General features: G+C 62.4%; 7 protein-coding genes. 1 reads left to right on the forward strand and 6 read right to left on the reverse strand.

Going from position 1 to position 25,298, the window contains the following annotated elements:
* The 4 genes from C5F52_RS23250 to C5F52_RS23265 form a co-directional block, all read right to left on the reverse strand.
* The gene (locus C5F52_RS23250) at window positions 1–18,957 is read right to left on the reverse strand and encodes an FG-GAP-like repeat-containing protein (RefSeq protein WP_146100146.1); all 18,957 of its coding nucleotides are present in this window, start codon (window positions 18,955–18,957) and stop codon (window positions 1–3) included.
* A 69-nt stretch (window positions 18,958–19,026) separates the two neighbouring features.
* The gene (locus tag C5F52_RS23255) at window positions 19,027–20,175 is read right to left on the reverse strand and encodes an HlyD family efflux transporter periplasmic adaptor subunit (RefSeq protein ID WP_104800730.1); all 1,149 of its coding nucleotides are present in this window, start codon (window positions 20,173–20,175) and stop codon (window positions 19,027–19,029) included.
* Window positions 20,172–22,331 carry an ATP-binding cassette domain-containing protein gene (locus C5F52_RS23260; protein WP_104800731.1) on the reverse strand — a complete coding sequence of 720 codons (2,160 nt, stop codon included), beginning with the start codon at window positions 22,329–22,331 and terminating at the stop codon, window positions 20,172–20,174. Before C5F52_RS23260 ends, C5F52_RS23255 begins: the two co-directional genes overlap by 4 nt.
* 6 nt (window positions 22,332–22,337) lie before the next feature.
* On the reverse strand, window positions 22,338–23,624 hold the full coding sequence (locus C5F52_RS23265; RefSeq protein WP_161499756.1) for a TolC family protein: 1,287 nt from the start codon (window positions 23,622–23,624) through the stop codon (window positions 22,338–22,340).
* A 239-nt stretch (window positions 23,625–23,863) separates the two neighbouring features.
* Between C5F52_RS23265 and C5F52_RS23270 the strand changes: the two genes are divergently transcribed.
* Window positions 23,864–24,781 (forward strand): LysR family transcriptional regulator, encoded by a 918-nt coding sequence (locus tag C5F52_RS23270; RefSeq protein ID WP_104800733.1) that lies wholly within the window; start codon window positions 23,864–23,866, stop codon window positions 24,779–24,781.
* Here C5F52_RS23270 and C5F52_RS30450 read toward each other — a convergent pair.
* Together C5F52_RS30450 and C5F52_RS23280 are read right to left on the reverse strand one after the other, a co-directional pair.
* Window positions 24,768–25,022: a tripartite tricarboxylate transporter substrate-binding protein gene (locus C5F52_RS30450; protein ID WP_104800734.1), complete on the reverse strand. Its 255-nt coding sequence runs from the start codon at window positions 25,020–25,022 to the stop codon at window positions 24,768–24,770. The two genes, C5F52_RS23270 and C5F52_RS30450, sit on opposite strands and share 14 nt — an antisense overlap.
* Window positions 25,023–25,069: 47 nt before the next feature.
* A partial coding sequence (locus C5F52_RS23280; RefSeq protein ID WP_146100147.1) for a transposase occupies window positions 25,070–25,298 on the reverse strand: 229 nt, incomplete at its 5' end.

Below are 25,298 nucleotides of genomic sequence, written 5' to 3' on the forward strand. Positions count from 1 at the left end.
TTAACCCACCACCACACCCGTCTGGATGTACAGCGTGGCCTTGCTGGTGTCGTGGTTCCACACCTCGTAGCTGAGCGAATCGATCGTCGCGTTGGTCGCCGTATGCGTCCAGCCTGTGGTGCCCGAACCATCGGCCAGGTCCACCGTGTCGCCCGCATTGCCTTTGACCAGCAACTGCTGGCGGCCGGTGGTCTGGAACAGGTTGGCAGAGCCCATGTCGAGCACATCGCGCAGCTGCAGCACCAGCGTGTTGTCGCCGCTGCCGGTGATGTCGATCTTTTCGATGCTGTCGATGCGGCTGCCGCCGTCGGGGTTGCTGGCGGCCTGGTTGGCCACGCGGGTCAGGTCGATCGTGAGACCACTGACGTTCAAGACGATGGTATCGAGCCCGCCGCCGCCGTCGATGCGCGCCAGCTGCGTGGTGTTGCCACCGCTGCCCATGGGGCGGAGCAAGGCCCCGATCATGGTGTCATTGATGTTGAACGTGTCATTGCCCGCGCCGCCATACAGCACGCTGGCGGCGGTGGCGGTCAGCGTGTCGTTGCCCGCCCCGGCGGCCAGGGTGCTGGCTGTGCCGTTGTCAGCATGCGTGTCGTCACCGGCTGTGCCCACCCAATCGACTGCCGATGAGTTGAACGCACCGCTGGTATTGCCAAAGATGACGTAGCTGCGGCCTCCATCGCTGTTTGCGGCCTTAGCCCCCACGATCAAGTCGGCCAAGCCATCGCCGTTGACATCGCCCGCTGCGCTCACGCTCCAGCCGCTGTTTGCCGACGAGCTGTCGCCATTGATCACAAAGCCGCCTGCGCCGCTCGCCACCGCCGACAGGTCCATGCCCGTGCCTGTGGTCTTGCCAAACACCACGTAGCTGCGCCCACCACCGCTGTTCGCGTTCCAAGCCCCCACGATCACATCGGCCAGGCCGTCGCCGTTCACGTCGCCTGCTGCGCTCACGCTGTAGCCGCTTTTTGTCGACGAACTGTCGCCGTTGATCACAAAGCCGCCTGCGCCGCCCGCCACCGCCGACAGGTCAATGCCCGTGCCTGTGGTCTTGCCAAACACCACGTAGCTGCGACCTCCACCGCTGTTCGCGTTCGGAGCCCCCACGATCAGGTCGGCCAGGCCGTCGCCGTTCACATCGCCCGCTGCGCTCACGCTGGAGCCGCTGTATGCCGACGAGCTGTCGCCGTTGATCACAAAGCCGCCCGTGCCGCCCGCCACGGCCGACAGATCCATGGGCATGCCTGTGGTCTTGCCAAACACCACGTAGCTGCGGCCTGCATAGCCGTTCGCGGTTAAAGCCCCCACAATCAGGTCGGCCAGGCCGTCGCCGTTCACATCGCCCGCTGCGCTCACGCTGTTGCCGCTGTTTGACGACGAGCTGTCGCCGTTGATCACAAAGCCGCCTGCGCCGCCCGCCACCGCCGACAGGTCCATGCCCGCACCCGTGGTCTTGCCAAACACCACGTAGCTGCGGCCGTTCGTGCTGTTCGCGGCGTTAGCCCCAACGATCAGGTCGGCCAGGCCGTCGCCGTTCACATCACCCGCTGCGCTCACGCTGTTGCCGCTGCGATAAGACGAGTAGTCGCCGTTGATCACAAAGCCGCCAGCGCCGCCCGCCGGCCCCACCGGCCCCGCCGGCGGGGAAAGGTCGGACAGGGCTATGCCCGTACCCGTGGTCTTGCCAAATACCACGTAGCTGCGGCCTCCATTGCTGTTCGCGGCGGTAGCCCCCACGATCAGGTCGGCCAGGCCGTCGCCGTTCACATCGCCCGCGCTGGACACGCTCAAGCCGCTGTATGTCGACGTGATGTCGCCGTTGATCACAAAGCCGCCTGTGCCGCCTGCCACCGCCGAAAGGTCCATGCCCGTGCCTGTGGTCTTGCCAAACACCACGTAGCTGCGGCCTCCATAGCTGTTCGCGCCCCAAGCCCCCACGATCAGGTCGGCCAGGCCGTCGCCGTTCACATCGCCTGCTGCACTCACGCTAATGCCGCTGAATAACGAAGTGCTGTCGCCGTTGATCACAAAGCCGCCCACGCCGGCCGAAATATCGGACAGATCAATGGGCAGGTAAAACCGCCCCACATCCAGCGTCAGGGCCTGCACTGCGGACACGTTGCCGGCCGCATCGGTCTGGCGCACTTCCACTTGGTAGCGGCCATCGGCCGTGCCGTTGGTGGCGGGCTGGGCAAAGGTGCTGCTCCAGCTGCCAAAGGTGCCAGCCAAGGTTTTGATGCGGTACTCCACCGTGGCGAATGCTTCGGCGTTGGTGGGTGCCACCAGCACACCGGCGTTGGCCGTGGCGTTGGGGGTGGACGCCAAGGCGTCGACCTTGTAGCTGCTGTTGTCGGCCACGGCGCTGTAGCCCAGCGCGCTGGCCGCGTTGCCCGTAGTGTCAGAGATCACCGCACCGTTGAGCGACAAGCCGTTGGCCGCCAGCGCAATGCCGTCTGCGTCTGCCTGCCCGGCAGCGATGGTGGTGGTGAAGCTGATCTGCTTGCCGCTCATGCCCACGTAAGTGGCTTGCACTGTGGTGCCGCCCACGTCCAGCGCCAAGGTGGGACTGCCCGCGCTGGTGTTGACCACCAGGTCTTCGCTGAAGCTCACCGTGGCGGTGACTGTGGCACCCGCCTTGAGGAAGCCCGCTTGCTGCGGCCCACTGGAGGCGGTCAAAGCCACGCTGCTGAGGGTGGGTGCCACATCGGGGGCCACAGTCACGGTGCTTTGTACCAGCAACTGGGCTTGGCCGTTCGTGGATTGGTACAGGTTGTAGGTCTGTCCCGCCAAGGTTGCGGTGGTGTTGGTGTTGGTCCAGCCACTGGGCAGGTTCACACTGTCACCACTGTCACCACTGTTGCCATCGATGCGCAGTTGGTGGCGCATCACGCTGGCACTCAGGCCCGTGCCCGTCCAGCCATTGCCGGTGTTGAACACGTTCACACCGTTCATGGCCACCACGTCGGCCACGGTGGGCGTGATCATGTTGTTGCCGGTGCCGGTCAGGTCCACAACCTCAATACTGTTCAAGCGGCTGCTACCCAAGGTGTTGGCGATTCGCGCCAAGTCCAGGTGCTGGCCGCTGCCGTTCAGGGCCAGGGTGTCCACGCCAACGCCGCCGTCAATGCGCGCCAGTTGGGTGGTGTTGCCACCGCTGCCCATGGGGCTTTCGAGTGCGGTCAGCATGTCTGTGCCCAGCACAAAGCGGTCGTTGCCTGCACCGCCGTAGAGGACGCTGGCGGCTGTAGCCGTCAGGGTGTCGGCAGCAGAGGTGCCCAACTGGTCGGGCTGCATTTTGAGCAAAGCGCCCTGGCTGTTGCCCAAAATCACATAGGCGCGACCGGCGTCGTTGCCATTGGCGTCCACACCTTGCGCGCCCACGATCAGGTCGGTCAGGCCGTCGCCATTGATGTCGCCCGCGTTGGCCACGCTGTAGCCCACTTGGTCAGCACCGGTCACACCGGACAAGACAAAACCGCCCCGCCCTGCGGCCACCGCGCTGAGGTTGATCGGCGCGGTGCCAGTTTGGCCAAACACCACATAGCTGCGGCCCGCGTCGTTGGCATTGTTGGTGCCGGGCTGAGCGTCCACCAGCGGCGCGCCGATGATCAGGTCGGCCAGGCCGTCGCCGTTGAAGTCACCCGCGCTGGCCACGCTGTAACCAGCCCGGTCAGAATTCTGCTGACCCACGATCACAAAGCCACCCGTACCGCCAGCCACAGCACTCAGGTTGATGGCACTTGGCGTGCCGGTCTGACCAAACACCACATAGCTGCGGCCAGCGTTCACCGTGCCCGTGGGGTGCGGCGCGCCGATGATCAGGTCGCTCAGACCATCACCGTTGACGTCGCCCGCATTGGCCACGTTGGTGCCGCTTTCGTCATAAGCATCTTGGCCGTTGATGACATAACCCGAGGAGCCCAAGGCCGACAGGGTGATGGCTGCGTTACCGGTTTGGCCATAGATGACAAAGGTCTGCCCTGCGTCGTTGTTGCCGTTGGCATCGGCACACTTGGCAGAGATGAGCACATCGGCCAGACCGTCGCCGTTCACGTCGCCTGCGCTGGCCACGCTGTTGCCAACATAGTCAAACCCATGCATGTTGTTGATGGCAAAACCACCGGTACCCAGTGCACTCAGACTCACCAAACCGGCCGTGGTTTTGCCAAACACCACATAGGCGCGGCCCGCATCGTTGGTTGAACTGTTGGTGGATGACCCGTCCGCCATCGGCACGCCCACGATCAGGTCGGCCAGGCCATCACCGTTCACATCACCCGCCGACGCCACCGAGTAGCCCGATTGGTCATAGCCTGCTGGGCCTGCTATCGCAAAGCCACCCGTGTTGCCCGCCACCGCGCTCAGGTTGATGGGCGTGGTGTTGGTTTTGCCAAACACCACATAGGTGCGGCCAGCATCGTTGCCATTGCCGTCGGACAGCGGTGCACCCACGATCAAGTCGGCCAGGCCGTCGCCGTTCACGTCACCGGCGGCAGACACGCTGTAACCGCTTTCGTCAGCACCGCCTTGGCCGTTGATCACAAAGCCGCCAGTGCCGCCTGCTGTGGCCGCAAGGGCACTCAGGTTGATGGCTGCTTTGCTGGTGGTGCCAAACACCACGTAGCTGCGGCCGGCATCGTTGTTGCCGTTTGCGTCTGCTTTGTGTGCGCCAATGATCATGTCGACCAGGCCGTCTCCGTTCACGTCGCCCGCGCTGGCCACGCTGAAGCCCGCTTCGTCACCTGCGGCTTGACCGTTGATGATGAAGCCGCCTGTGTTGCCGGCCAAGCCGCTCATGCTGAAGACGTTGATTTCTGAAGAGTTGACCACCGTCACCGCATTGGCCACCAGCACCTGGGCTAAGCCACTGGCGCTGTTGTAAACCTTGTAAGTGGCCGTGCCCTTGAGCGCTGTGCCCATCAAGGTCCAACCGCTGTCGGTCAGGCGGGCCATGTCGCCTGTGTTGCCGTCGATCACCAACTGGTGGCGGCTCACCGCTGCGCCCAGGGTGTAAGTGCCATCGCTCCAACCGCTGCCTGTGGTGGTGTTGATGCTGTTCATGCCCGCCATGTCACGCACATCGCTGGCCGTGACGTTCAGAATGTTGGCGCCTGTTCCCGTGATGTCGATGCGCTCCACGCTGTTGATGCGGCCATCGGTCTGGTTCACGCCATCGGTCTTGTTGGCGATTTGACCCAGCACCAGATTCAAGCCTGCAGCGTCAAGGGCAATGGTGTCCTGCCCGGTGCCGCCGTCGATGCGCGCTAACTGGCTGATGTTGCCACCGCTGCCCAAGGGCGACTGCAAGGCCGTGACCATGGTCGCATTGATGATGAACGTGTCGTTGCCCGCGCCGCCGAGCAAGCTGCTCGCAGCTGTGGCGGTGAGTGTGTCGTTGCCCGCACCGGCGGCCAGCGTGCTGGCTGTGCCGTTGTCGCTGCGGCTATCGGTACCCGCTGTGCCCACCCAATCGACTGCCGATGAGTTGAACGCGCCCGTGGTGTTACCGAAGATGACGTAGCTGCGGCCTCCGTTGCTATTCGCGTCCGGGGTCCCCACGATCAAGTCGGCCAGGCCGTCGCCGTTCACATCACCCGCGGCGCTCACGCTCCAGCCGCTGGATGTCGACGTACTGTCGCCGTTGATTACAAAGCCGCCTGCGCCGCCCGCCACCGCCGACAGGTCCATACCCGTGCCTGTGGTCTTGCCAAACACCACGTAGCTGCGGCCTCCACCGCTGTTCGCTCGGTAAGCCCCCACGATCAGGTCGGCCAGACCGTCGCCGTTCACATCACCCGCAGCACTCACGCTCCAGCCGCTGGATGTCGACGTACTGTCGCCGTTGATTACAAAGCCCCCCGCGCCGCCCGCCACAGCCGACAGGTCCATGCCCGTACCTGTGGTCTTGCCAAACACCACGTAGCTGCGGCCTCCACCGCTGTTCGCATCCGGAGCCCCCACGATCAGGTCGGCCAGGCCGTCGCCGTTCACGTCGCCCGCGGCGCTCACGCTGTAGCCGCTGGATGTCGACGTACTGTCGCCGTTGATCACAAAGCCGCCCGCGCCGCCCGCCACCGCCGACAGGTTCAAGCCCGTGCCTGTGGTCTTGCCAAACACCACGTAGCTTCGGCCTCCACCGCTGTTCGCGCCGTAAGCCCCCACGATCAGGTCGGCCAGGCCGTCGCCGTTCACATCGCCCGCTGCGCTCACGCTGGCGCCGCTGTATATCGACGAGTTGTCGCCGTTGATCACAAAGCCGCCTGCGCCGCCCGCCACCGCCGACAGGTTCATGCCCGTGGCTGTGGTCTTGCCAAACACCACGTAGCTTCGGCCTCCACCGCTGTTCGCGCCGTAAGCCCCCACGATCAGGTCGGCCAGGCCGTCGCCGTTCACGTCGCCCGCGGCGCTCACGCTGTAGCCGCTGTTTTCCGCCGTGCTGCTGTCGCCGCTGATCACAAAGCCGCCTGCCCCGCCCGCCACCGCCGACAGGTCCATGCCCGTGCCTGTGGTCTTGCCAAACACCACGTAGCTGCGGCCTCCACCGCTGTTCGCTCGGTAAGCCCCCACGATCAGGTCGGCCAGGCCGTCGCCGTTCACGTCGCCCGCGGCGCTCACGCTGTAGCCGCTGGATGTCGACGTACTGTCGCCGTTGATCACAAAGCCGCCCGCGCCGCCCGCCACCGCCGACAGGTTCAAGCCCGTGCCTGTGGTCTTGCCAAACACCACGTAGCTGCGACCTCGACTGCTGTTCGCGTTCGGAGCCCCCACGATCAGGTCGGCCAGGCCGTCGCCGTTCACATCGCCCGCTGCGCTCACGCTGTAGCCGCTGTATGTCGACGTGCTGCTGTCGCCATTGATGACAAAGCCACCCACGCCCGCAGCAATGTCCGACAAGTTCACCGGATAAATGCGAGGGGTCACCGTCACGTTGCGCGTGATGTCGGTGTCCACCAGCATTTGCGCTGCCGAGTCGATGGCGTTGTAGATCTGGTAAGTCTGCCCGCCCTGGGAGACGGTGCCGTCGTTGTACCAAGTGCCTTGGGCATTGAGCACATCGCCCGCATCGCCTTTGACCAGCAGTTGGTGGGCTTGCACAGTGGCGCCCAGGCTGGTCCAGCCGTTGCTGCTGTTGAATGTATTCATACCCGCCATGTCAACCACGTCGCGCGCCGCCAGCGTCAGGGAGTTGTTGCCCGTGCCGGTCAGGTCGATGGTTTCCGCGCTGTCGATGCGGCTGCCGCCATCGGGGTTGGCAGCGGCCTGGTTGGCCACTTGCGTCAGGTCCAACGTGAGGCCGGTGCCACTCAAGGCCACGGTGTCGATGCCGCTGCCGCCGTCGATGCGGGCCAGCTGCGCGGTGTTGCCACCGCTGCCCAAAGGCGACTGCAAGGCCGTGATCATGGCCGCGTTGATGTTGAAGTTGTCGTTACCCGCACCACCCAACAAAATGCTGCCCGCTGTGGCCGTGAGCGTGTCGTTGCCCGCACCGGCGGCCAGCGTGCTGGCTGTGCCGTTGTCGGCATGCGTGTCGTCGCCTGCTGTGCCCATCCAGTCCACGGCAGTTTGGCCAAAGGCACCGGTGGTGTTGCCAAAGATGACGTAGCTGCGGCCAGAACCGCCTATGGCGTTGTAGGCCCCCACAATCAAATCGGCCAGACCATCGCCGTTCACATCGCCTGCTGCGCTCACGCTATTGCCGCTGAAAGACAACGGGCTGTCTCCGTTGATCACAAAGCCGCCTGCGCCGCTCGCCACCGCCGACAGGTCCATGCCCGTGCCTGTGGTCTTGCCAAACACCACGTAGCTGCGGCCACTATTGCCGTTCGCGTTCGGAGCCCCCACGATCAGGTCGGCCAGGCCGTCGCCGTTCACATCGCCTGCTGCGCTCACGCTATTGCCGCTGAAATAGGACGAGCTGTCGCCGTTGATCACAAAGCCCCCTACGCCGCCCGCCACAGCAGACAGGTCCATGACCGTGCCTGTGGTCTTGCCAAACACCACATAACTGCGGCCTCCACCGTCGTTCGAGTATGGAGCCCCCACGATCAGGTCGGCCAGGCCGTCGCCGTTCACATCACCCGCTGCGCTCACGCTGTAGCCGCTGTTTTCCGCCGTGCTGCTGTCGCTGTTGATCACAAAGCCGCCTGCGCCGCCCGCCACCGCCGACAGGTCCATGCCCGTGCCTGTGGTCTTGCCAAACACCACGTAGCTCCGGCCTCCACCGCTGTTCGCGTTCTTAGCCCCCACGATCAGGTCGGCCAGGCCGTCGCCGTTCACATCGCCCGCTGCGCTCACGCTGTATCCGCTGAAATAGGACGAGCTGTCGCCGTTGATCACAAAGCCGCCTGCGCCGCCCGCCACCGCCGACAGGTCCATGCCCGTGCCTGTGGTCTTGCCAAACACCACGTAGCTCCGGCCTCCAAAGACGTTCGCGTAGTAAGCCCCCACGATCAGGTCGGCCAAGCCATCGCCGTTCACATCGCCCGCGGCACTCACGCTGTAGCCACTTTTGTCTGTCACGTTCTGCCCATGCAGTACAAAACCACCCGAACCGCCATCGACGGTCGACAGATCAATCGCCAGACCGGAGGTCTTGCCGTACACCACGTAGCTGCTGCCGGCGCTGTAATTGACGCCGTTAGCCCCCACGATCAGGTCGGCCAAACCGTCGCCGTTCACATCGCCCGCCGCGCTGACGCTTTTCCCGCTTTCCGCAGCTTGGCCTGACACGCTCTGCCCGTTGATGACAAAGCCCCCTGTGCCAGCGGCCACTGCCGACAGGTCGATAGTCGTGCCTGCGGTTGTGCCAAACACCACGTAGCTGCGGCCAACACGTTCGTTAGCGTAAGGGGCACCCACGATCACATCGGCCAGCCCATCGCCGTTCACATCGCCCGCTGCGCTGACGCTGTAGCCATTGCCGTCCGTCGCGCCTTGCCCATTGATCACAAAGCCGCCCACGCCTGCGGCGATGTCGGACAGCGCCACCGGCGTCGGGATAGACGGGTTGGCGTTGCTGTTGTTGGCTTGTTGCACCACACCCGTGACCAAGGCTTGAAGCTTGGTCAGTGTGTCCACGCCGCTGCCGTCATCGGGTGAGGCCGCCAGCGCGGTTTGAACTGCGGCCAGGTTGGCCGAAGTGACGCCGGTGATGCCCAGGCTTTGCAAGCCTGCCAGGGTGACATCGGTGGTTGTGCCCGCAGCGGCAGTGATGACCGCCGTCACCGCTGTGCCCAGGGCTTGCAACTCGGCCACGGTGTCCACATCGGTGGCTTGGCGTGCATCGACCACGCTGCTCATCAGGCTGCGACGGGCCGCTGAAGTGCCCATGCCGATCACACCCAACGCGTCGTATTGCGATGCGGTGATGACCCCTGTGGCGTTGCCCGCTGTACCGTCGGCAGCGGCCAGCACGGCGCTGTAGGCGTCGACCGCGATTTGCACTTCGGTGGCTTCATCTGTTCCGGTCGATGGCAGATGAGCGATGACGGTGTTGATGGCGCTGAGGTTGCCTTCCGTGACGCCCGTCACGCCTGCAGCCTGGTAAGTGGCCAAACTGGGGGCGCGTACGGTGCCGCTGTAAACACTCAATTTTTTGAGTTCCACCGCCACCTGCACGAGGTTTTGGACCTCCACCAGGGTGTCAACGCCCGAGCCGTTGTCGGCCGTGGCTGTGACCACTTTGTTGAAAATGGACAGATTTTCTTTGGTGATGCCTCCGACGATTCTGCCCAGGGTATCCACTTGGGTCTTGTTGAGCGCAGGCGTTGCGCTTGAAGCGTCATCGACCAATGCGTTGGTGATATTGGCGAGCCACTGGATTCCGGCCACGGTGTCCACATCAGTGGCAGCGCGACGATCGATGACGTCGTTGAGCAGCGATGCCTTGGCGCTGCCCTGGGTAGACATGCCCGTGATGCCCAGCACGTTGTATTGAGCCAGGGTGGGTGCTGCTGCGCCCAAGTTGCCCGGCTCGCGATCGGCAGCGGCCAGCACGGCCACATACGCATCGACCACTGTTTGCAATTCAGCCACGCTGTCGGTGGCGCTGGCGGGCAAGGCGGCCAGTGCGCTGTTGATGGCGCTCACGTTGGCGTCGGATACGCCGGTCACACCGGCGGCTGTGTAGTCGCCCGTTTTGGGTACGGTGTTGGTGCCGGTGTAGGCGCTGAGGGTGTAGACAGCCGCCGCTTGGGTGACCAGGGTCTGGATTTCGGCCAGCGTGTCGAGGCCGGTTCCGTCATCGTTCGTCGCGGCCAATGCAGCTTGCACGGTGGCCAGGTTGTCGGCGGTCACGCCGGTGATGCCCAGGGCTTGGACCTGGGCCAATGTGATACTGCCACCCGATGCGGCAGACACCACGGCAGCTGCCGCGTTGGCCAGGGCTTGCAGTTCGGCCACGGTGTCCACGTCGGCGCTCGACAAGCTGTCGATGCGGTTGCCCAGCAAGGCAGCTGTGGCGTTGGCTGTGGTGCCGGTCAGGCCGGTCACGCCCAAAGCGGTGTATTGCGCGGCGGTGGGCAGGGCTTGGCTCATGGCGGATGTGCCGTCGGCTGCGGCCAGCACAGCGGCATAGGCATCGACCACAGCTTGCACATCGGCGGTGCTGTCGGTGGCGGTGGTGTCCAGGCCCGCCAGTGCGCTGTTGATGGCGCTCACGTTGGCGTCAGATACGCCGGTCACGCCTGCTGTTGTGTAGTCGCCCGTTTGGGGTTCGGTGTTGGTGCCGTTGTAGCTGCTCAGTGTGAAAAGTGCTGCGGCTTTGTTCACCAGGGTCTGGATTTCGGACAAGGTGTCCACGCCTGTGCCGTCGTCGGCTGTGGCGGCCAGCAAGGCTTGCACGGTGACCAGGTTATCAGCGGTCAGGCCGATGATGCCCAGTGCTTTGAGTGGGTCCAGCGTGATGGGTGTGCCAGAGGCAGCAGCGACCACCGACCTTGCTGCGTCGGCCAGGGCCTGCAATTCGGCCACGGTGTCCACGTCAGCCTGGGTCAGGCCGTCGATCAAATTGCCCAGCAAAGCTGCGGTGGCGTTGGCAGTGTTGCCACTCAGACCGGTCACGCCCAGGGCGGTGTATTGCGCAGCCGTGGGCAGGTTGGTGGCATTGCCGGCAGTGCCGTCTGCCGTCGCCGAGATGGCGGCGTAGGCATCGACCAGCGTTTGCAGTTCAGACGCGCTGTCTTTGCTGGCGGTGGGCAGGCCTGCCACCACGCTGTTGATGGCCTTGATGTTGCTGTCGGTGACCCCCGTCACGCCGGCAGTGGCGTAGTTGGCGACCGAAGGCGCATCGGTGATACCTGTGTAATTGGTAATTCTGGCCAATGGTCCACCACTGCTATCCACGCAGTTGTTGACCAAGGTTTGCAAGGCGCTCAAGCTGGCCACGCCAGCGCCGTCGTCGGCTGTAGCTGCCAAAGCTGTGTTGACGGTGGTGATGTCCACGTTGGCGGCGTTGATGCCCAAGGCTTGCAACTGGGCCAGCGTGATGCTGCCCCCCGCTGCTGCGGCCACCACTGCGGCGGCCGCATTGGCCAGGGCTTGCAGCTCGGCCACGGTGTCGACGTCAGCCGCTTGCAGCCCGCCGATCAGGCTGCACAGCAGCGCCGTGGCCGAGGCGGCCACGGCGGTACTGGCACCGGGCACATTCACGCCCAATGTGGCCAGTTGCGCCGGTGTGGGGGCGGTGGTGGAGGTGCCATTGGCCGCAGAAAGCACAGCGTTGTAGGCGTCAGCAACGCTTTGCAATGCAGCCACACTGCCGGTGGCGGTGGCGGGCAAGGCGGCCAGAGCGCTGTTGATGGCGACCAGGTTGGCGGCGGTGACGCCGCTCACGCCTGCGGCGGTGTAGTCGGCGGCTTGCGGTTCGGTGTTGGTGCCGGTGTAGCTGCTCAACGTGAAAACGGCGGCGGCCTGGTTCACCAGGATCTGGATCTCGGCGAGGCTGTCCACGCCGGTGCCGTCGTCGGCGGTGGCGGCCAGCAGCGCTTGTACCGTGGCCAGGTTGTCTGTGGTGACGCCGGTGATGCCCAGCGTTTGAAGTTGCGCCAAGCTGATGGTTGCGCCAGAAGCAGCGGCCACCACGGCACTTGCTGCGTTGGCCAAGGCTTGCAGTTCGGCCACGGTGTCCACGTCGGCTGCGCTCAGGCCGTCGATCAGTTGGCCCAGCAAAGCGGCTGTGGCGTTGGCGCTGGTGCCCGTCAAACCCGTCAGGCCGGTCAAGCCCAAAGCGCTGTATTGCGCGGCGGTGGGTGTGGTGGTGGCGTTGCCAGCAACGCCATCGGCTGCGGCCAGAACAGCAGCGTAAGCGTCAACCACGGTTTGCAGCTCGGCGCTTGTGACGGTGGCGCTGGCGCTGGCGGGCAAGTTGGCCAGTGCGCTGTTGATGGCGCTCAGGTTGGTACTGCTCACGCCGGTAACGCCTGCTGCTGTGAAGCTGGCCAAAACCGGGGCGGTGTTGGTGCCGTCGAATTGGCCCAGTGTGTAAAGGGCTTCGGCTTTAGCCACAAGCGCTTGCAGTTCGGACAGCGTGTCGACACCCGAGCCGTCATCGGCGGTGGCATCCAACAAGGCTTGCACAGTGCCGATGTTGTCAGCCGTGATGCCTGTGACGCCCAGTGCGCTCAGTTGAGCCAAAGAAACACGACCACCGGCGGCTGCAGCGAACACGGCGGTGTAAGCATCGACCACGGTTTGCAGGTCGGCAATTGTGCCGGTGGCGCTGGCTGGCAATTCGGCCAAAGCGCTGTTGATGGCGCTGAGGTTGGCAGAGTTCACACCGGTCACGCCGGCGGCGGCGTAGTCGGCGGTGGTGGGCGCGTTGTTGGCCCCGGTGTAACCGCTCAGTGTGAAGACAGCAGCAGCTTGGGTGACGAGGGCTTGAACCTCGGTCAGGCTGTCGACACCTGAGCCGTCGTCGGCCGTGGCCGACAACAGGGCTTGCACGATGGCGAGGTTGTCTGCGCTCACGCCAGTGATGCCCAGCGCTTGCAGCTGCGCTTGTGTGACGCTGCCGCCTGCGGCAGCAGAGAACACAGCGCTATAGGCATCGACTACGGTTTGCAGATCGTGGCTGGTACCGGTAGTGCTAACCGGCAAAACGGCCAGTGCGTTGTTGATGGCGCTCACGTTGATGTCGGACACGCCGGTCACACCAGCCGCTGCATAGTCAGCTGCAGTAGGGGAAGGGATGCCCCCGGTGTAAGTGCTGAGGGTGAAGACCGCCACCGCTGGGGTGACCAGCGCTTGGAGTTCGGACAGTGTGTCAAGGCCTGAGCCATCATCGGCCGTGGCAGCGAGCGCGGCTTGCACCGTGGCCAAATTGTTGGCGGTGACGCCAGTAATGCCCAGAGCTTGAAGTTGGACCAAGCTGATGGCTGTGCCCGATGCGGCTGCCACGACGGCAGCGGCGGCGTTGGCAAGGGCTTGAATTTCTGCCACCGTGTTCACGTCGGCACGGCTCAGGCTGCCGATCAGGTTGCCCAACAAATTGGCTGTGGCAGTGGCGCTGTTGCCGCTCATGCCCGTCACACCCAAGGCGGTGTATTGCGAGGCGGAGGGCACTGTGGTGGATGTGCCGTCTGCAAAGGCCAGCACAGCGGCGTAAGCGTCGACCACGGTTTGCAAGGCGGCAGGGGTGCCAGTGGCGCTGGCAGACAAGGCGGCCAGTGCATCGTTGATGGCACTGAGGTTGGTACTGCTGACGCCGGTCACACCTGCGGCGACGTAGTCGGCAGCTTCAGGTTCTGTGTTGCTGCCTGTGTAGTTGCTGAGTGTGAAAACAGCTGCGGCTTTGTTGGCCAAGGTCTGGATTTCGGCCAAGCTGTCCACGCCGGTGCCGTCGTCTGCGGTCGCAGCCAGCATGGCTTGCACAGTAGCCAGGTTGTCGGCGGTGACGCCAGTGATGCCCAGCGCTTTGAGTTGGGCCAAGCTAATGGGCGAACCTGAAGCTGCAGACACCACGGCTGCAGCTGCGTTGGCGAGCGTTTGCAGTTCGGCCACGGTGTCCACGTCGGCGGAGGTCAGGCCGTCGATCAGATTGCCCAGCAAGCTGGCTGTGGCGTTGGCGGTGCTGCCGGTCAGGCCGGTCACGCCCAAGGCGGTGTATTGGGCCGCGTTGGGTGCGGTGGTGGTGTTGCCAGCCACACCATCGGCTGCAGCCAACACAGCGGTGTAAGCATCGACCACGCTTTGCAGCTCGGCTGCGCTGTCTTTGTCGGCGTTGGGCAGACCGGCCACGGCGCTGTTGATGGCGTCAAGGTTGTTGGCGTTCACGCCCGTCACAAAGGCGTTGGTGTAATCGGCCGCAGAAGGTGCGTTAGTGGTGCCGTTGTAGTTGCTGATGGTGTTCAAAGCGCCGCTGTTGGACGCCTGGCAATTGCCCACCAGGGTCTGTAAGGCGCTCAAGCTGGACACGCCCGATCCATCGTCGGCAGTGGCTGCCAAAGCCGTTTGAACGGCCGTGATGTCGGCATGGGTGACATCGATGCCCAGTGCTTGCAGCTGGGCTAACGTGATGGTGCCCCCCGCTGCTGCGGCCACCACGGCGGCAGCGGCATTGGCCAAGGCTTGCAGCTCGGCCACGGTGTCGACGTCGGCAGACGCAAGCTCACCGATCAGGCTGCTCAAAAGCGATGCTGCTGAAGTGATGGCAGCGTTGTTAGCACCCGAAACTGTGACACCTAAGGCGATGAATTGCGCGGCAGTGGGTGCCGTGGTGGAGGTGCCATTGGCTGCAGCCAGGACGGCGGTGTAGGCGTCGACCACGGTTTGCAGTTGCGCGGCTGTGCCCGTGGCGTTCGCGGGCAAAGCCGCCAACGCGCTGTTGATGGCGCTCAAGTTGCCAGCGATCACGCCGGTGATACCTGCGGCCGCGTAGTCGGCAGCATCAGGTTCGGTGTTGGTGCCGCTGTAGTTGCTGAGGGTGAAGACGGCGGCAGCTGTGTTCACCAGGGTTTGGATTTCAGACAGTGTGTCCACACCTGTGCCGTCGTCGTAGGTGGCAGCCAGCAGAGCTTGCACGGTGGGCAGGTTGTCGGCGGTCACGCCAGAGATGCCCAAGGCTTGAAGTTGAGCCAGCGTGACGCTGCCACCCGATGCAGCGCCGACCACGGCAGAAGCGGCGTTGGCCAAGGCTTGCAGTTCGGCCACCGTGTCCACGTCAGTGCTGCTCAGGCCGTCGATCAAATTGCCCAGCAAGCTGGCTGTCGCGCTGGCGGTGTTGCCCGTCAGGCCGGTCACGCCCAAGGCTGTGTACTGCGCGGCAGTAGGTGCGGTGGTCGTGTTACCAGCAATGCCATAGGCTGCGGATAGCACAGCGCTGTAAGCACTCACCACGATTTGCAGTTGCGCGGCTGTACCCGTGGCGTTCGCAGGCAAGTTCGCCAACGCACTGTTGATGGCATCGAGGTTTGAGTCGGTCACGCCCGTTACACCTGCAGCGGTGTAGTCCAAGCTGGTTGGCGCGGTATTGGTGCCATCGTAGCCACTGAGCACAGCCAAGGCTTGTGCCGCAGCGAAGGCGGACTCAGCTTGGGTGACCAGGGCTTGAATTTCTGTCAGGCTGTCCACGCCCGTACCGTCGTCGGCCGTTGCGGCCAGTGCAGTTTGCACTGCAGCCAGGTTGTCAGCGGTCACGCCCATGATGCCCAAGGCTTGAAGTTGAGCCAGCGTGACGCTGCCACCCGATGCAGCGCCGACCACGGCAGAAGCGGCGTTGGCCAAGGCTTGCAGTTCGGCCACCGTGTCCACGTCAGCGCTGCTCAGGCCGTCGATCAAATTGCCCAGCAAGCTGGCTGTCGCGCTGGCGGTGTTGCCCGTCAGGCCGGTCACGCCCAAGGCTGTGTACTGCGCGGCAGTAGGTGCGGTGGTCGTGTTACCCGCAATGCCATCGGCTGCGGATAGCACAGCGCTGTAAGCACTCACCACGATTTGCAGTTGCGCGGCTGTACCCGTGGCGTTCGCAGGCAAGTTCGCCAACGCACTGTTGATGGCATCGAGGTTTGAGTCGGTCACGCCCGTTACACCTGCAGCGGTGTAGTCCAAGCTGGTTGGCGCATCGGTGTTGCCGTCATAGGCACTCAGCGTGGCTAGGGCTTGCACAGCGGTAACCGCTGCTTGTACCTGGCCAACCAGCGCCTGAATTTCTATCAGGCTGTCCACGCCCGTACCGTCGTCGGCGGTTGCGGACAGTGCAGTTTGCACTGCAGCCAGGTTGTCAGCGGTCACGCCGGTGATGCCCAAGGCTTGAAGTTGAGCCAGCGTGACGCTGCCACCCGATGCAGCAGCGACCACGGCAGAAGCGGCGTTGGCCAAGGCTTGCAGTTCGGCCACCGTGTCCACGTCAGCGCTGCTCAGGCCATCGATCAAATTGCCAAGCAAGCTGGCTGTAGCGCTGGCGGTGTTGCCCGTCAGGCCGGTCACGCCCAAGGCGGCGTATTGCGCGGCGGTAGGCGCTGATGAGGCTGTGCCTTCGGCCGTCGCCAATACGGCGGTGTAGGCATCGACCACGGTTTGCAGTTGCGCGACTGTGCCCGTTGCGTTCGCGGGCAACGCAGCCAACGCGCTGTTGATCGCGCTCAAGTTGGCGCTGCTCACACCCGCAAGACCAGCCGCTGTGTAGTTGGCCAGCGACGGCGCTGTGTTGGTGCCGTCGTAGGCACTGAGCGCGGCCACAGCTTGCGCGGCTAAGAATGCAGCTTGCGCTTGGGTGACCAAGGCTTGAATTTCTGTCAGGCTGTCCACGCCCGTACCGTCGTCGGCCGTTGCGGCAAGTGCAGTTTGCACTGCAGCTAGGTTGTCAGCGGTCACGCCCATGATGCCCAAGGCTTGAAGTTGAGCCAGCGTGACGCTGCCACCCGATGCAGCGGCGACCACGGCAGAAGCGGCGTTGGCCAAGGCTTGCAGTTCGGCCACCGTGTCCACGTCAGCGCTGCTCAGGCCGTCGATCAAATTGCCCAGCAAGCTGGCTGTCGCGCTGGCGGTGTTGCCCGTCAGGCCGGTCACGCCCAAGGCTGTGTACTGCGCGGCAGTAGGTGCGGTGGTCGTGTTACCCGCAATGCCATCGGCTGCGGATAGCACAGCGCTGTAAGCACTCACCACGGTTTGCAGTTGCGCGGCTGTACCCGTGGCGTTCGCAGGCAAGTTCGCCAACGCACTGTTGATGGCATCGAGGTTTGAGTCGGTCACGCCCGTTACACCTGCAGCGGTGTAGTCCAAGCTGGTTGGCGCAGTGTCAGTGCCGTCGTATGCGCTGAGCCAAGCCAGTGCCACGGCTGTGTCCACCACAGCTTGCAGTTTGGCTAAGGTGTCCACGTCACTGCCGTCATCGGCGGTGGCAGCTAACGCGTCTTGCACAGCTTGCAAGTTGTCTTCGGTCACGCCGCTGATGCCCAACGCATCGAAGTTGCCAAGGGTCAGCGCTCCGCCCGTACTGGCGACGGCCAGCACTGCCGAGTAGGCATCTACCAGCGCTTGCAACTCAGCCGTCGAATCGGTACTGCTGGCGTTCAGGGTGGCCACGGCCTGGTCAATCACGTGCAGATTGGCGGTCGTCACGCCCGTCACACCTGCTGTGGTGTAGCTGGCGATGGTGGGCTGGTCACCTGTGCCGTCAAAGTTGCTAAGCGTGTAGACCATCGCCTCCTGAGCAGACAGAGCGCCATTGAGCAGGGTCTTCACGTCCGAATCCAGCGATTGCGTGGTGCTTACCTGCGCTGCGCCATTGACCAAAAGATCTACCGCTTGCGCTGTCAAACCGTTGTCGGTGAGGTTGGCCACCAAAGTGTCAAAAACGGTATTGCTGCCACTGGCCGCTTCGGCACCAGACAGAGCAGCCAACAAACGGCCGTAGTCGTTGGTTGCCGGATTGGGATGGCCCTGTGCGTCAACCACCGCCACCGGTGCTTGACCCGTGACCAGGTCTTGACCGTCTGGAAGACCCAAGGCTTTGGCCAATTGTTGGTTGGTCGACACAATCGTCTGCGCAGTCAAGCCTGCCAACGCGATCTCAGAGTTAGCGTTGTCACCACCGGCCAATGCCAGCTTACGGACCGCCAATTCGGTGATCGGGTTGATGTTGATTTTCACGATGCCTGGTGCGCTGATCACCGTAGCAGCGCGCAAGTCCATGGTCAGGTCTTTGAGGGTACTGGTGGCTTCGTCTAAGTAGTCTGAACCGGCAAACGTGTCATGCACGCGCACCAGCACAGGCCCTAAGTAACCACCGGGGACGTTGAGCTCGAAGGAGCCATCGGCCGCCACGCGTCCTTGCACCAACACTGTTCCGTCAGCTTTGTAGGCCACGACCTCTAACCCGTTGCCAGCCACCACAGGTCCGGCCACGACGTTGCCACGAATGATCGTAGGCACAGTCTCGGTTTTGCTGGAACTTAAAACTGTTGCAACACCCAAGACTCCCAAAGCACCAAACGCCACATTCAAGGGCGTCCAAAACCCGCCATCGCTAGGTGGCATGTAGGTGCTCAAGCTGTCTTGGTGCGAGAAGCCTCGCGCTTGCTCGGCGCCTTGCGTCAATGCAGCCATCGAAGGCGTATCACCAAACGCATAAACCAACTTGCCGCCGTCCGACAAGCTGGCACCCACCGCGCTGTCGCCGGTGATGACGTAGCCTCCGCTGGTGCCTGTGCCCTTGGCACCTGGCATGTCAACCGCGCATTGCTCGGCCTTACAGGCTTCGTAGAAACTGACCAACAGCACTTGCGTGCCGTCGGCGTAGCTGAGCAACAGGTCTTGGCCTTGTTGGCTGGCGGCCACGTCTTTGGCGGCTTGGGCTGCGCTGTCTTTGGCCGCAGCTTCTTTCGCTTCTTCACCCTCTTTGACCACGCGGTAGCGTTGACCCGCTTTGGCGATGACGCTAGTTTTTTCTCCACGCTTCAAAAACACGCTTTGCGTGCCGCTGATGTTCAGGATGAGCGATGGGTTGTTTGCTGCTGTGGCCATGATGAGCTCCAAGGAAGATTTCGTTGAGATTCGTTAAATACGGTTTGCGTACGTGTTGCGTGCGCGGGCTTAGCGTTCGTTCAGCGCACCACTCAAGCCGCGTGCAATGGGCTTGATGAGATAGCGCATGACCGAGCGTTGGCCAGTCAGGATGTCCACCGTGGCCGTCAGCCCCGGCTTTAAAACAATGGGTTGGAGCTTCGGGTTGGCCGCGACCGCGTTGGGCAGCAGGCGAACACGCGCTCGGTAGTAGGTTTGAGGCTGCCCATTGGCGCCTTGCTCTTGCAGGGTGTCCGAGCTGAGGTAGACCAGCTCACCCGTCAAGGTGCCGTAAATGGCGTAGTCGTAAGCGTCTAGGCGGATGTTGGCTCGCATGCCGGTTTGCAGCTGGCCGATGTCTGCGGGGTTGACTTTGAGCTCCAACAGCGACTCGCCATCGGTGGGCGAGATTTGCATGAGCTCATCACCCGCACGCAGCACACCACCCACGGTGGTGACACGCAAATACTTCACCACGCCGTCCACGGGGGCCATCAGCTCGGTTTGAGACAAGGCGTAACGGCGGTCTTCTTGGCGGTAGCGCTGGCTGGAGATTTCTTCTTCTTGTTTGGCCGCTTCTGCGCGGGCGTCTTGCAGGTACTTGTTGCGGATGTCGAAGATGCGCGACTGGATGTCGCTCACCTGGCGACGTGCGCGCAGGACCTCGACTCGGCTGATGTCGCCACCGGCAAACAAACGCTCGTTCATTTGCAGCTCTTCTTTGGCCAAGCCCATGGCTTCTTGTTGCATGGCGAGTGCGTCGTCTAGGCTTTGCTTGCGCTGGGTGTAGAGCTTGTTTTGTGCAGCGACCAGCTCAGGGTAGCCAGCAAATTCACGACCAAACGCGGGGGCTGTGCCACTGGCCTCGGCTTGGGCGCGGTGCAGCACCACGCGCAAGGCGGTGTGTTTGGCATGCGCTTCGTCAAAGGCGGCACGGGCGCGGTCGGGCTCCAGCACGGCGAGCACTTGGCCGGCCTTGACGTTGTCGCCCTCTTGCACACGAATCTCGGACAACACACCGCCATCAACCACTTGGATGACTTGGGTGCGCCCACCGGGGATGAGCTGACCTTGGGCGCGCACGGTCTGATCGATGTCAAACCCGCTGGACCAGACCACAAACAGCACCACGGTCAGGATGACCAGGCTGAGCATTTTGGAAGGACGATGGGCCATCATGCGGCGGCTCCGTTGGCATTAGCGTTGGCGTTTGTAGGTGTGTTCGCGTTCAGACGAGCGAGGACTTGCGCTTTGGGGCCGTCCATCACCACTTGGTGGTTGGCCACCACCAAGATGCGGTCCACCAGTTGCAGCATGTCGGGCTTGTGGGTGACCAGCACCAAGGTGTGCTGGGGCTGCAGGGTTTGGTGGATGAGCTGTTTGATTTGCAGCTCGCTGTTGCCGTCCACCGACGAGGTGGGCTCGTCGAGCAACCAAATGGCGGGCTCGCGCAGCACCACGCGGGTGAGGTTGACGAGCTGGCGTTGACCGCCAGAGAGGCCTGTGCCGCCTTCAAAGATTTCTTGCTGCAGCCCACGCGGGTGCGGCGTGATGACGGCTTGCATGAGGCCCGTACGCTGGGCCACCGCCAAGATGACGGGATCACCCGGGTCGGCCAGCCCCAAGAGCAGGTTCTCGCGCAAGGTGCCCGCGAACAAACGCCCTTCTTGTTGCAAGTAGCCGATGCGCTCGGACAGCGGGGCTTTGGCGATGTGGCTGAGGTCCACACCGTCGAGCAAGATGCGCCCTTCTTGCGGCTTGTACATGCCCGAGAGCAGGCGCAGCAAGGTGGTTTTGCCAGCGCCCACGGGGCCGATGATGCCGATGCGCTCACCCGCTTGGATGCGGAGCTGCGGGATGACCAAGGCAGGGCTGGCACCGTAGCGGGCGGTGACTTTGTCGAACTGGTAGTTACCGTGCACGTTGTCGAGCACCACGGGTTCGTGGTCGTGGTGGTCGTTTTCTAAACGCCACAGCGCGTCCAAGCCTTCGAGGGCAGCTTTGGCGTAGGACCATTGCAGCGCTTGTGCGGCCACTGCCGCCACAGGGCTGAGCACGCGGCCCGACAAAATGGTGCAGGCGATCAAGCCGCCTTGGGTGAGCTCGCCTTTGCTGACCAAATAAGCGCCAAAGGCCACCAAGAGCACATAGCTCATTTGCTGGAAGCTAGAGATGAGGTGCTGGAAGTGCTCGCTCAAGTTGCGCGATTGCAGCTCGGCGTCACGCGCTTCGTCTACGTTGTGCAGCCAGCGCCCGAGCATGCGCCAACCGCCCTGCCCTGATTTGAGCGTTTCAGCGCCCTCCACCGTCTCGACCAGCAAGCCGGTTTTGAAGTTGCCAGCCTTGGCGCCTTGTTTGGCGACCTCTTCCATGCGCGTTCTGGTGGACAGGCCTAAGCTCAACGCGGCCACAAAGAACAGCAAGGGCACCAGCGCCAATGCGCCGCTCATGAGCGCCATGATGACCAAGAACAACAACGCAAACGGTAGGTCTACCAGCACGCTGGTGGTGACTTGGGTGAGGAAGCTGCGCACGCTCTCGTAGCCACGCATTTGCGAGGCCAAGCTGCCCACGCTGCGGGGCAGCTGGTCTAGGCGCACAGCGAGCAAACGCAAATACACGGTGCGGGCCATGCGCTTGTCCACCTCATCGATGATGTTCTCGTACAACTGGGTGCGGGCGCTGCGGGCCATCCAGTCCAAACCAATGGCGATCAAGGCGCCCAAGCTCAGCACCATGAGGGTTTGCATGGCACCCGTGGGAATGACGCGGTCGTAGATCTGCATCGAATAAAACGAGGTGATCAGCCCCAAGATGCCGATGATCAAGCCGCCAGCAGCGGCTTCGATGAGGCGGCCCTTTTGGGCGGCGATCTCGGTGCGGATGAGGGCGAAGACGGGGCTTTTGCCCAGCTCGAAGGGGGCAGACAAACGCAGCTTGGCGATGTGCAGCGGCGTGGGGTCGTCGTGCAAACCTTCAGACCACGCGCGCTTGATGTCGTCCCAGCGCAAGACCACCCATTGCTGCTGGGCGTTCTGCCCAACCAGCACCCCCCAACCGTCGATGGGGTCGTGCACCAAGGCGGGCACTTGCGAGGGATCGGCAGCTTTGAGCCAGCGGGCGGGTTTGAGACCGAGATGGCGCGTGAGGCGGGTGATTTGCTGCGCGGGGGTTTGTTTCTTGCCCGCACCTGCTGAGTCATCTTCGGCTTGGACGTGTTGCACAGCCTCTTGCAGGGCGAGGCGGTCTACCGGCTCGCGTTGGAGTTCGGCCAGACGCAGCAAGGCCGCGAGCAAGCGCGGCAGTTGTGGGGATGAAGGGGTGGCTGAAGTCATGTGTTTTTATTTCTGTTCAGCAGTGGGCACTTGGAGCTGGCCTGAGGAGACTTGGAGCTGACCTGTGCCAATTTGGAGCTGACCTGTGGTCAGGGCCAGTCGCCACGAGGCCACGACTTGGGAGCCTTCAAGGTCAGCGAGTTGGGCTTGCACTTGCACTTGTTCGCGGGCGGAGTTCATGAGGTCTTGCCAACTTTTGCGACCCGACAGGTATTGACGATCCCACGAGGCGAGCACTTGGTCGGCCAGATCGGCCGAGGTTTGCAGCGCTTGACGGCGGCTTTGCGAGGTGACCAGCAAGGCGTGGTCGGTCATGACTTGCTCGCTCAGGCTGCGCAGTTGGGACTCGGTGTCAGCCTCTGCAGCGGCGTGGCGTTGCACGGCTTCGCTGATGGCAGCGAAGTTGGACAAGCCGGCCCCAAGGCGGCTGCTGAGGTTGACAAAGCCACGGGTGTGTGTGGGCCCACCGAGGTAGTTGAAATTGCCGTGTTGCTGCTCCCAGCGAAACGACACTTCGGGCAAGGTGGCGCTTTTGGCTTCTTGGATGGCCGCAAGTTGGGCCTGGGCATTGCTGCGTGCGCGGGCCAGCGCGGGGGAATAGCTTTGGGCTTGGGCGAGCAACTCACTCACGCTCAGGCTGTTGGGCAAGGGCTCGGCCAGTGAACCGGTCAAAGACTTGGCCGCCACGGTCTGACCCAGCAGCTGCGACAGGCGGGCGAGACTGACCTCTTCTTGGGTGATGGCCAAGGCCATGTCGGCGTCCAAACTGGCCAAACGGCCTTGGGCCAAGGCCAAATCGCTCGCAGCCGCTTGGCCTTCGTGGATGCGGCGGGCTACTTGGTCTTTGAGGCGGATGTGCTGGGCCTGGCCCACTTGGTAGGCCGCGCGTTTGCGGTAAGCGCTGAGCCAATCGCCATAGGCTTGCACCACGCGAATGGCGAGTTGCTGCTGCGACTCAGCCAAACCCGCGGCGGCACCTTGTGCATAGGCTTGGGCTTTGTCGACCCCGGCTTCGATGCGGCCACCGGTCCACAAAGGCTGGGTCAAGGCTAAAACCGTGACACGCGAATCCCCCGCATAGGCAGGGTCGGTGGCGCCGGTTCTGGCGTTTTGCACCGAGACCGAGGGAGTGGGAAAGTATTGCCAGCGGGCGCCGCTGACGTTGTCTTGCGCGGCGCCGACCAGCGATTGTTGGGCTTGGACGGCTGGGTGGGTGCTGACGGCCATCGTGAGGAGGTCGCGCAAATCGAGGCGCAGTCCGGCATCAGGTTGGGCAAAAGCCAGCCCGGTCATACAAATTGCCTGAAACAAAACTGCTTTAAGGCCTATTTTTATAGTTTTTATCATTTAGTCCATCAAATATGATAGAAAAGGATATAAACGAAATAGAGCTTTAAAACTGCCAAAAAGGAAGTGAATAAATTCCAAATAGGCATTTACGGCGTTTTGAATGTCGCGATTGAATTGACGAATGAAATTGCAACTACATTCAAATTGCCAATTGGGCATTCGTAAAAAGACTAAAGCGCCGTATGAAAGATTTGGACCTGACCACATTGCGATTGTTTGTGGAGGTGTGTGATGCGCAAAGCATCAAGCGTGTGGCCGAGCGTGAGCGGGTGGATGCATCGTCCATCACCAAACGCATGGCGAAACTCGAAGACCAATTGAATACACAGTTGCTCAAGCGCGTTCGCCAGGGGGTTCAAGCCACGCCTGAAGGGGCGTTGTTGAGTGAACATGCCCGACGCTTGGTGAAAGATGCACAAAAAATTTCTGACAAATTCATGCAGCGCAACGTGCGTCTGACAGGTACGCTGACCATCGCCTCGCACATGGGCAGCATGTCATCGGTGTTGACCGATGATTTGGCGTCGTTCATGCTGCTGCATGAACACGCATCGGTGCAATTGAGTGTGAAGGAAATGGTGAGCAAAGACGTGGTCCAAATGGTCAGAGACGGCCGAGCCTCTTTGGGTGTGGTGTGGGACAACACCGAGACCAGCGACTTGCAACATGTCGAGTACTACAAAGACATGCTGGCAGCTGTGATGATAAAAAGTCACCCACTCGCTGAACGCGCAAGCATTAGCTTTGAAGAAATGACGGCCTACGATTTGGTGGGTGATAAGCACAGCCGTCACACCGAAGTTTTGTTGCAACGCTCAGGTGGCATCAAATCTGACGATGCCCGAATCGTGGTCCAAGTAGACACCACGCAAAGTGCCATTCGCTTAGCAGCACAAGGCGTGGGCATCTATGTTTGTCAGGTACGGAGCGCCAAAGAACAAGCCCTCAGCAAAAACATTGCCGTCGTGCCCCTGAATAACAAATGGGCAAATGTGAGGGTAAAAATTATTTACAAAACCAACTTGCTGAGCGCCTTAGGCAAAGCACTGATCGATCACTTGGCGCATCAACACCAACAAGTCAATCCTAAAGAATCTTAAATTGCTCAATCAAAGGTGAGGCTTGAAGCCAATCGTCTTTTAAGAGGTTGTCAAACTGCGATCTTGACAAGGACTTCGGTGATATGCCTATTTGGGTAAATCGCGTTTTCATGACGGAGTCATTGATGACTTTCGCCACGGCACGGTTCATGTCATCAACTTTGTCATTGGGCGTAGCAGCGGGTGCAAGTATTCCCACCCAAACTTGCGATTTGAACTGCGGGTATCCAGACTCTGCCACGGTAGGAGTGTGAGGGTGTCCCGAATTTTGTGTAAACGGAGCGAGTGTTAATTCGTCGGCATCCTTCCCTCAAACTGGATCGTAAATCGGTTCAGCACAGGCTTCCAGTTTTGCACCGGCATCGTCCACTTCTTGGCGATGTTGTTCAGCGCCAAATAAAACAGTTTCAACAACGCCTCGTCACTTGGGAACGCTCCACGGTTTTTCGTGATCTTGCGCAAACTCATGTTCACCGATTCGATGGCGTTGGTCGTGTAGATGATGCGCCTGACCTCC

It is taken from the genome of Limnohabitans sp. TS-CS-82 (assembly GCF_002943475.1).

Coding starts and splice junctions, on each gene's coding strand:
- C5F52_RS23260 (WP_104800731.1), bottom strand. CDS start 22,331: ATGACTTCAGCCACCCCTTCATCCCCACAACTGCCGCGCTTGCTCGCG.
- C5F52_RS23265 (WP_161499756.1), bottom strand. CDS start 23,624: ATGACCGGGCTGGCTTTTGCCCAACCTGATGCCGGACTGCGCCTCGAT.
- C5F52_RS23255 (WP_104800730.1), bottom strand. CDS start 20,175: ATGATGGCCCATCGTCCTTCCAAAATGCTCAGCCTGGTCATCCTGACC.
- C5F52_RS23250 (WP_146100146.1), bottom strand. CDS start 18,957: ATGGCCACAGCAGCAAACAACCCATCGCTCATCCTGAACATCAGCGGC.
- C5F52_RS23270 (WP_104800733.1), top strand. CDS start 23,864: ATGAAAGATTTGGACCTGACCACATTGCGATTGTTTGTGGAGGTGTGT.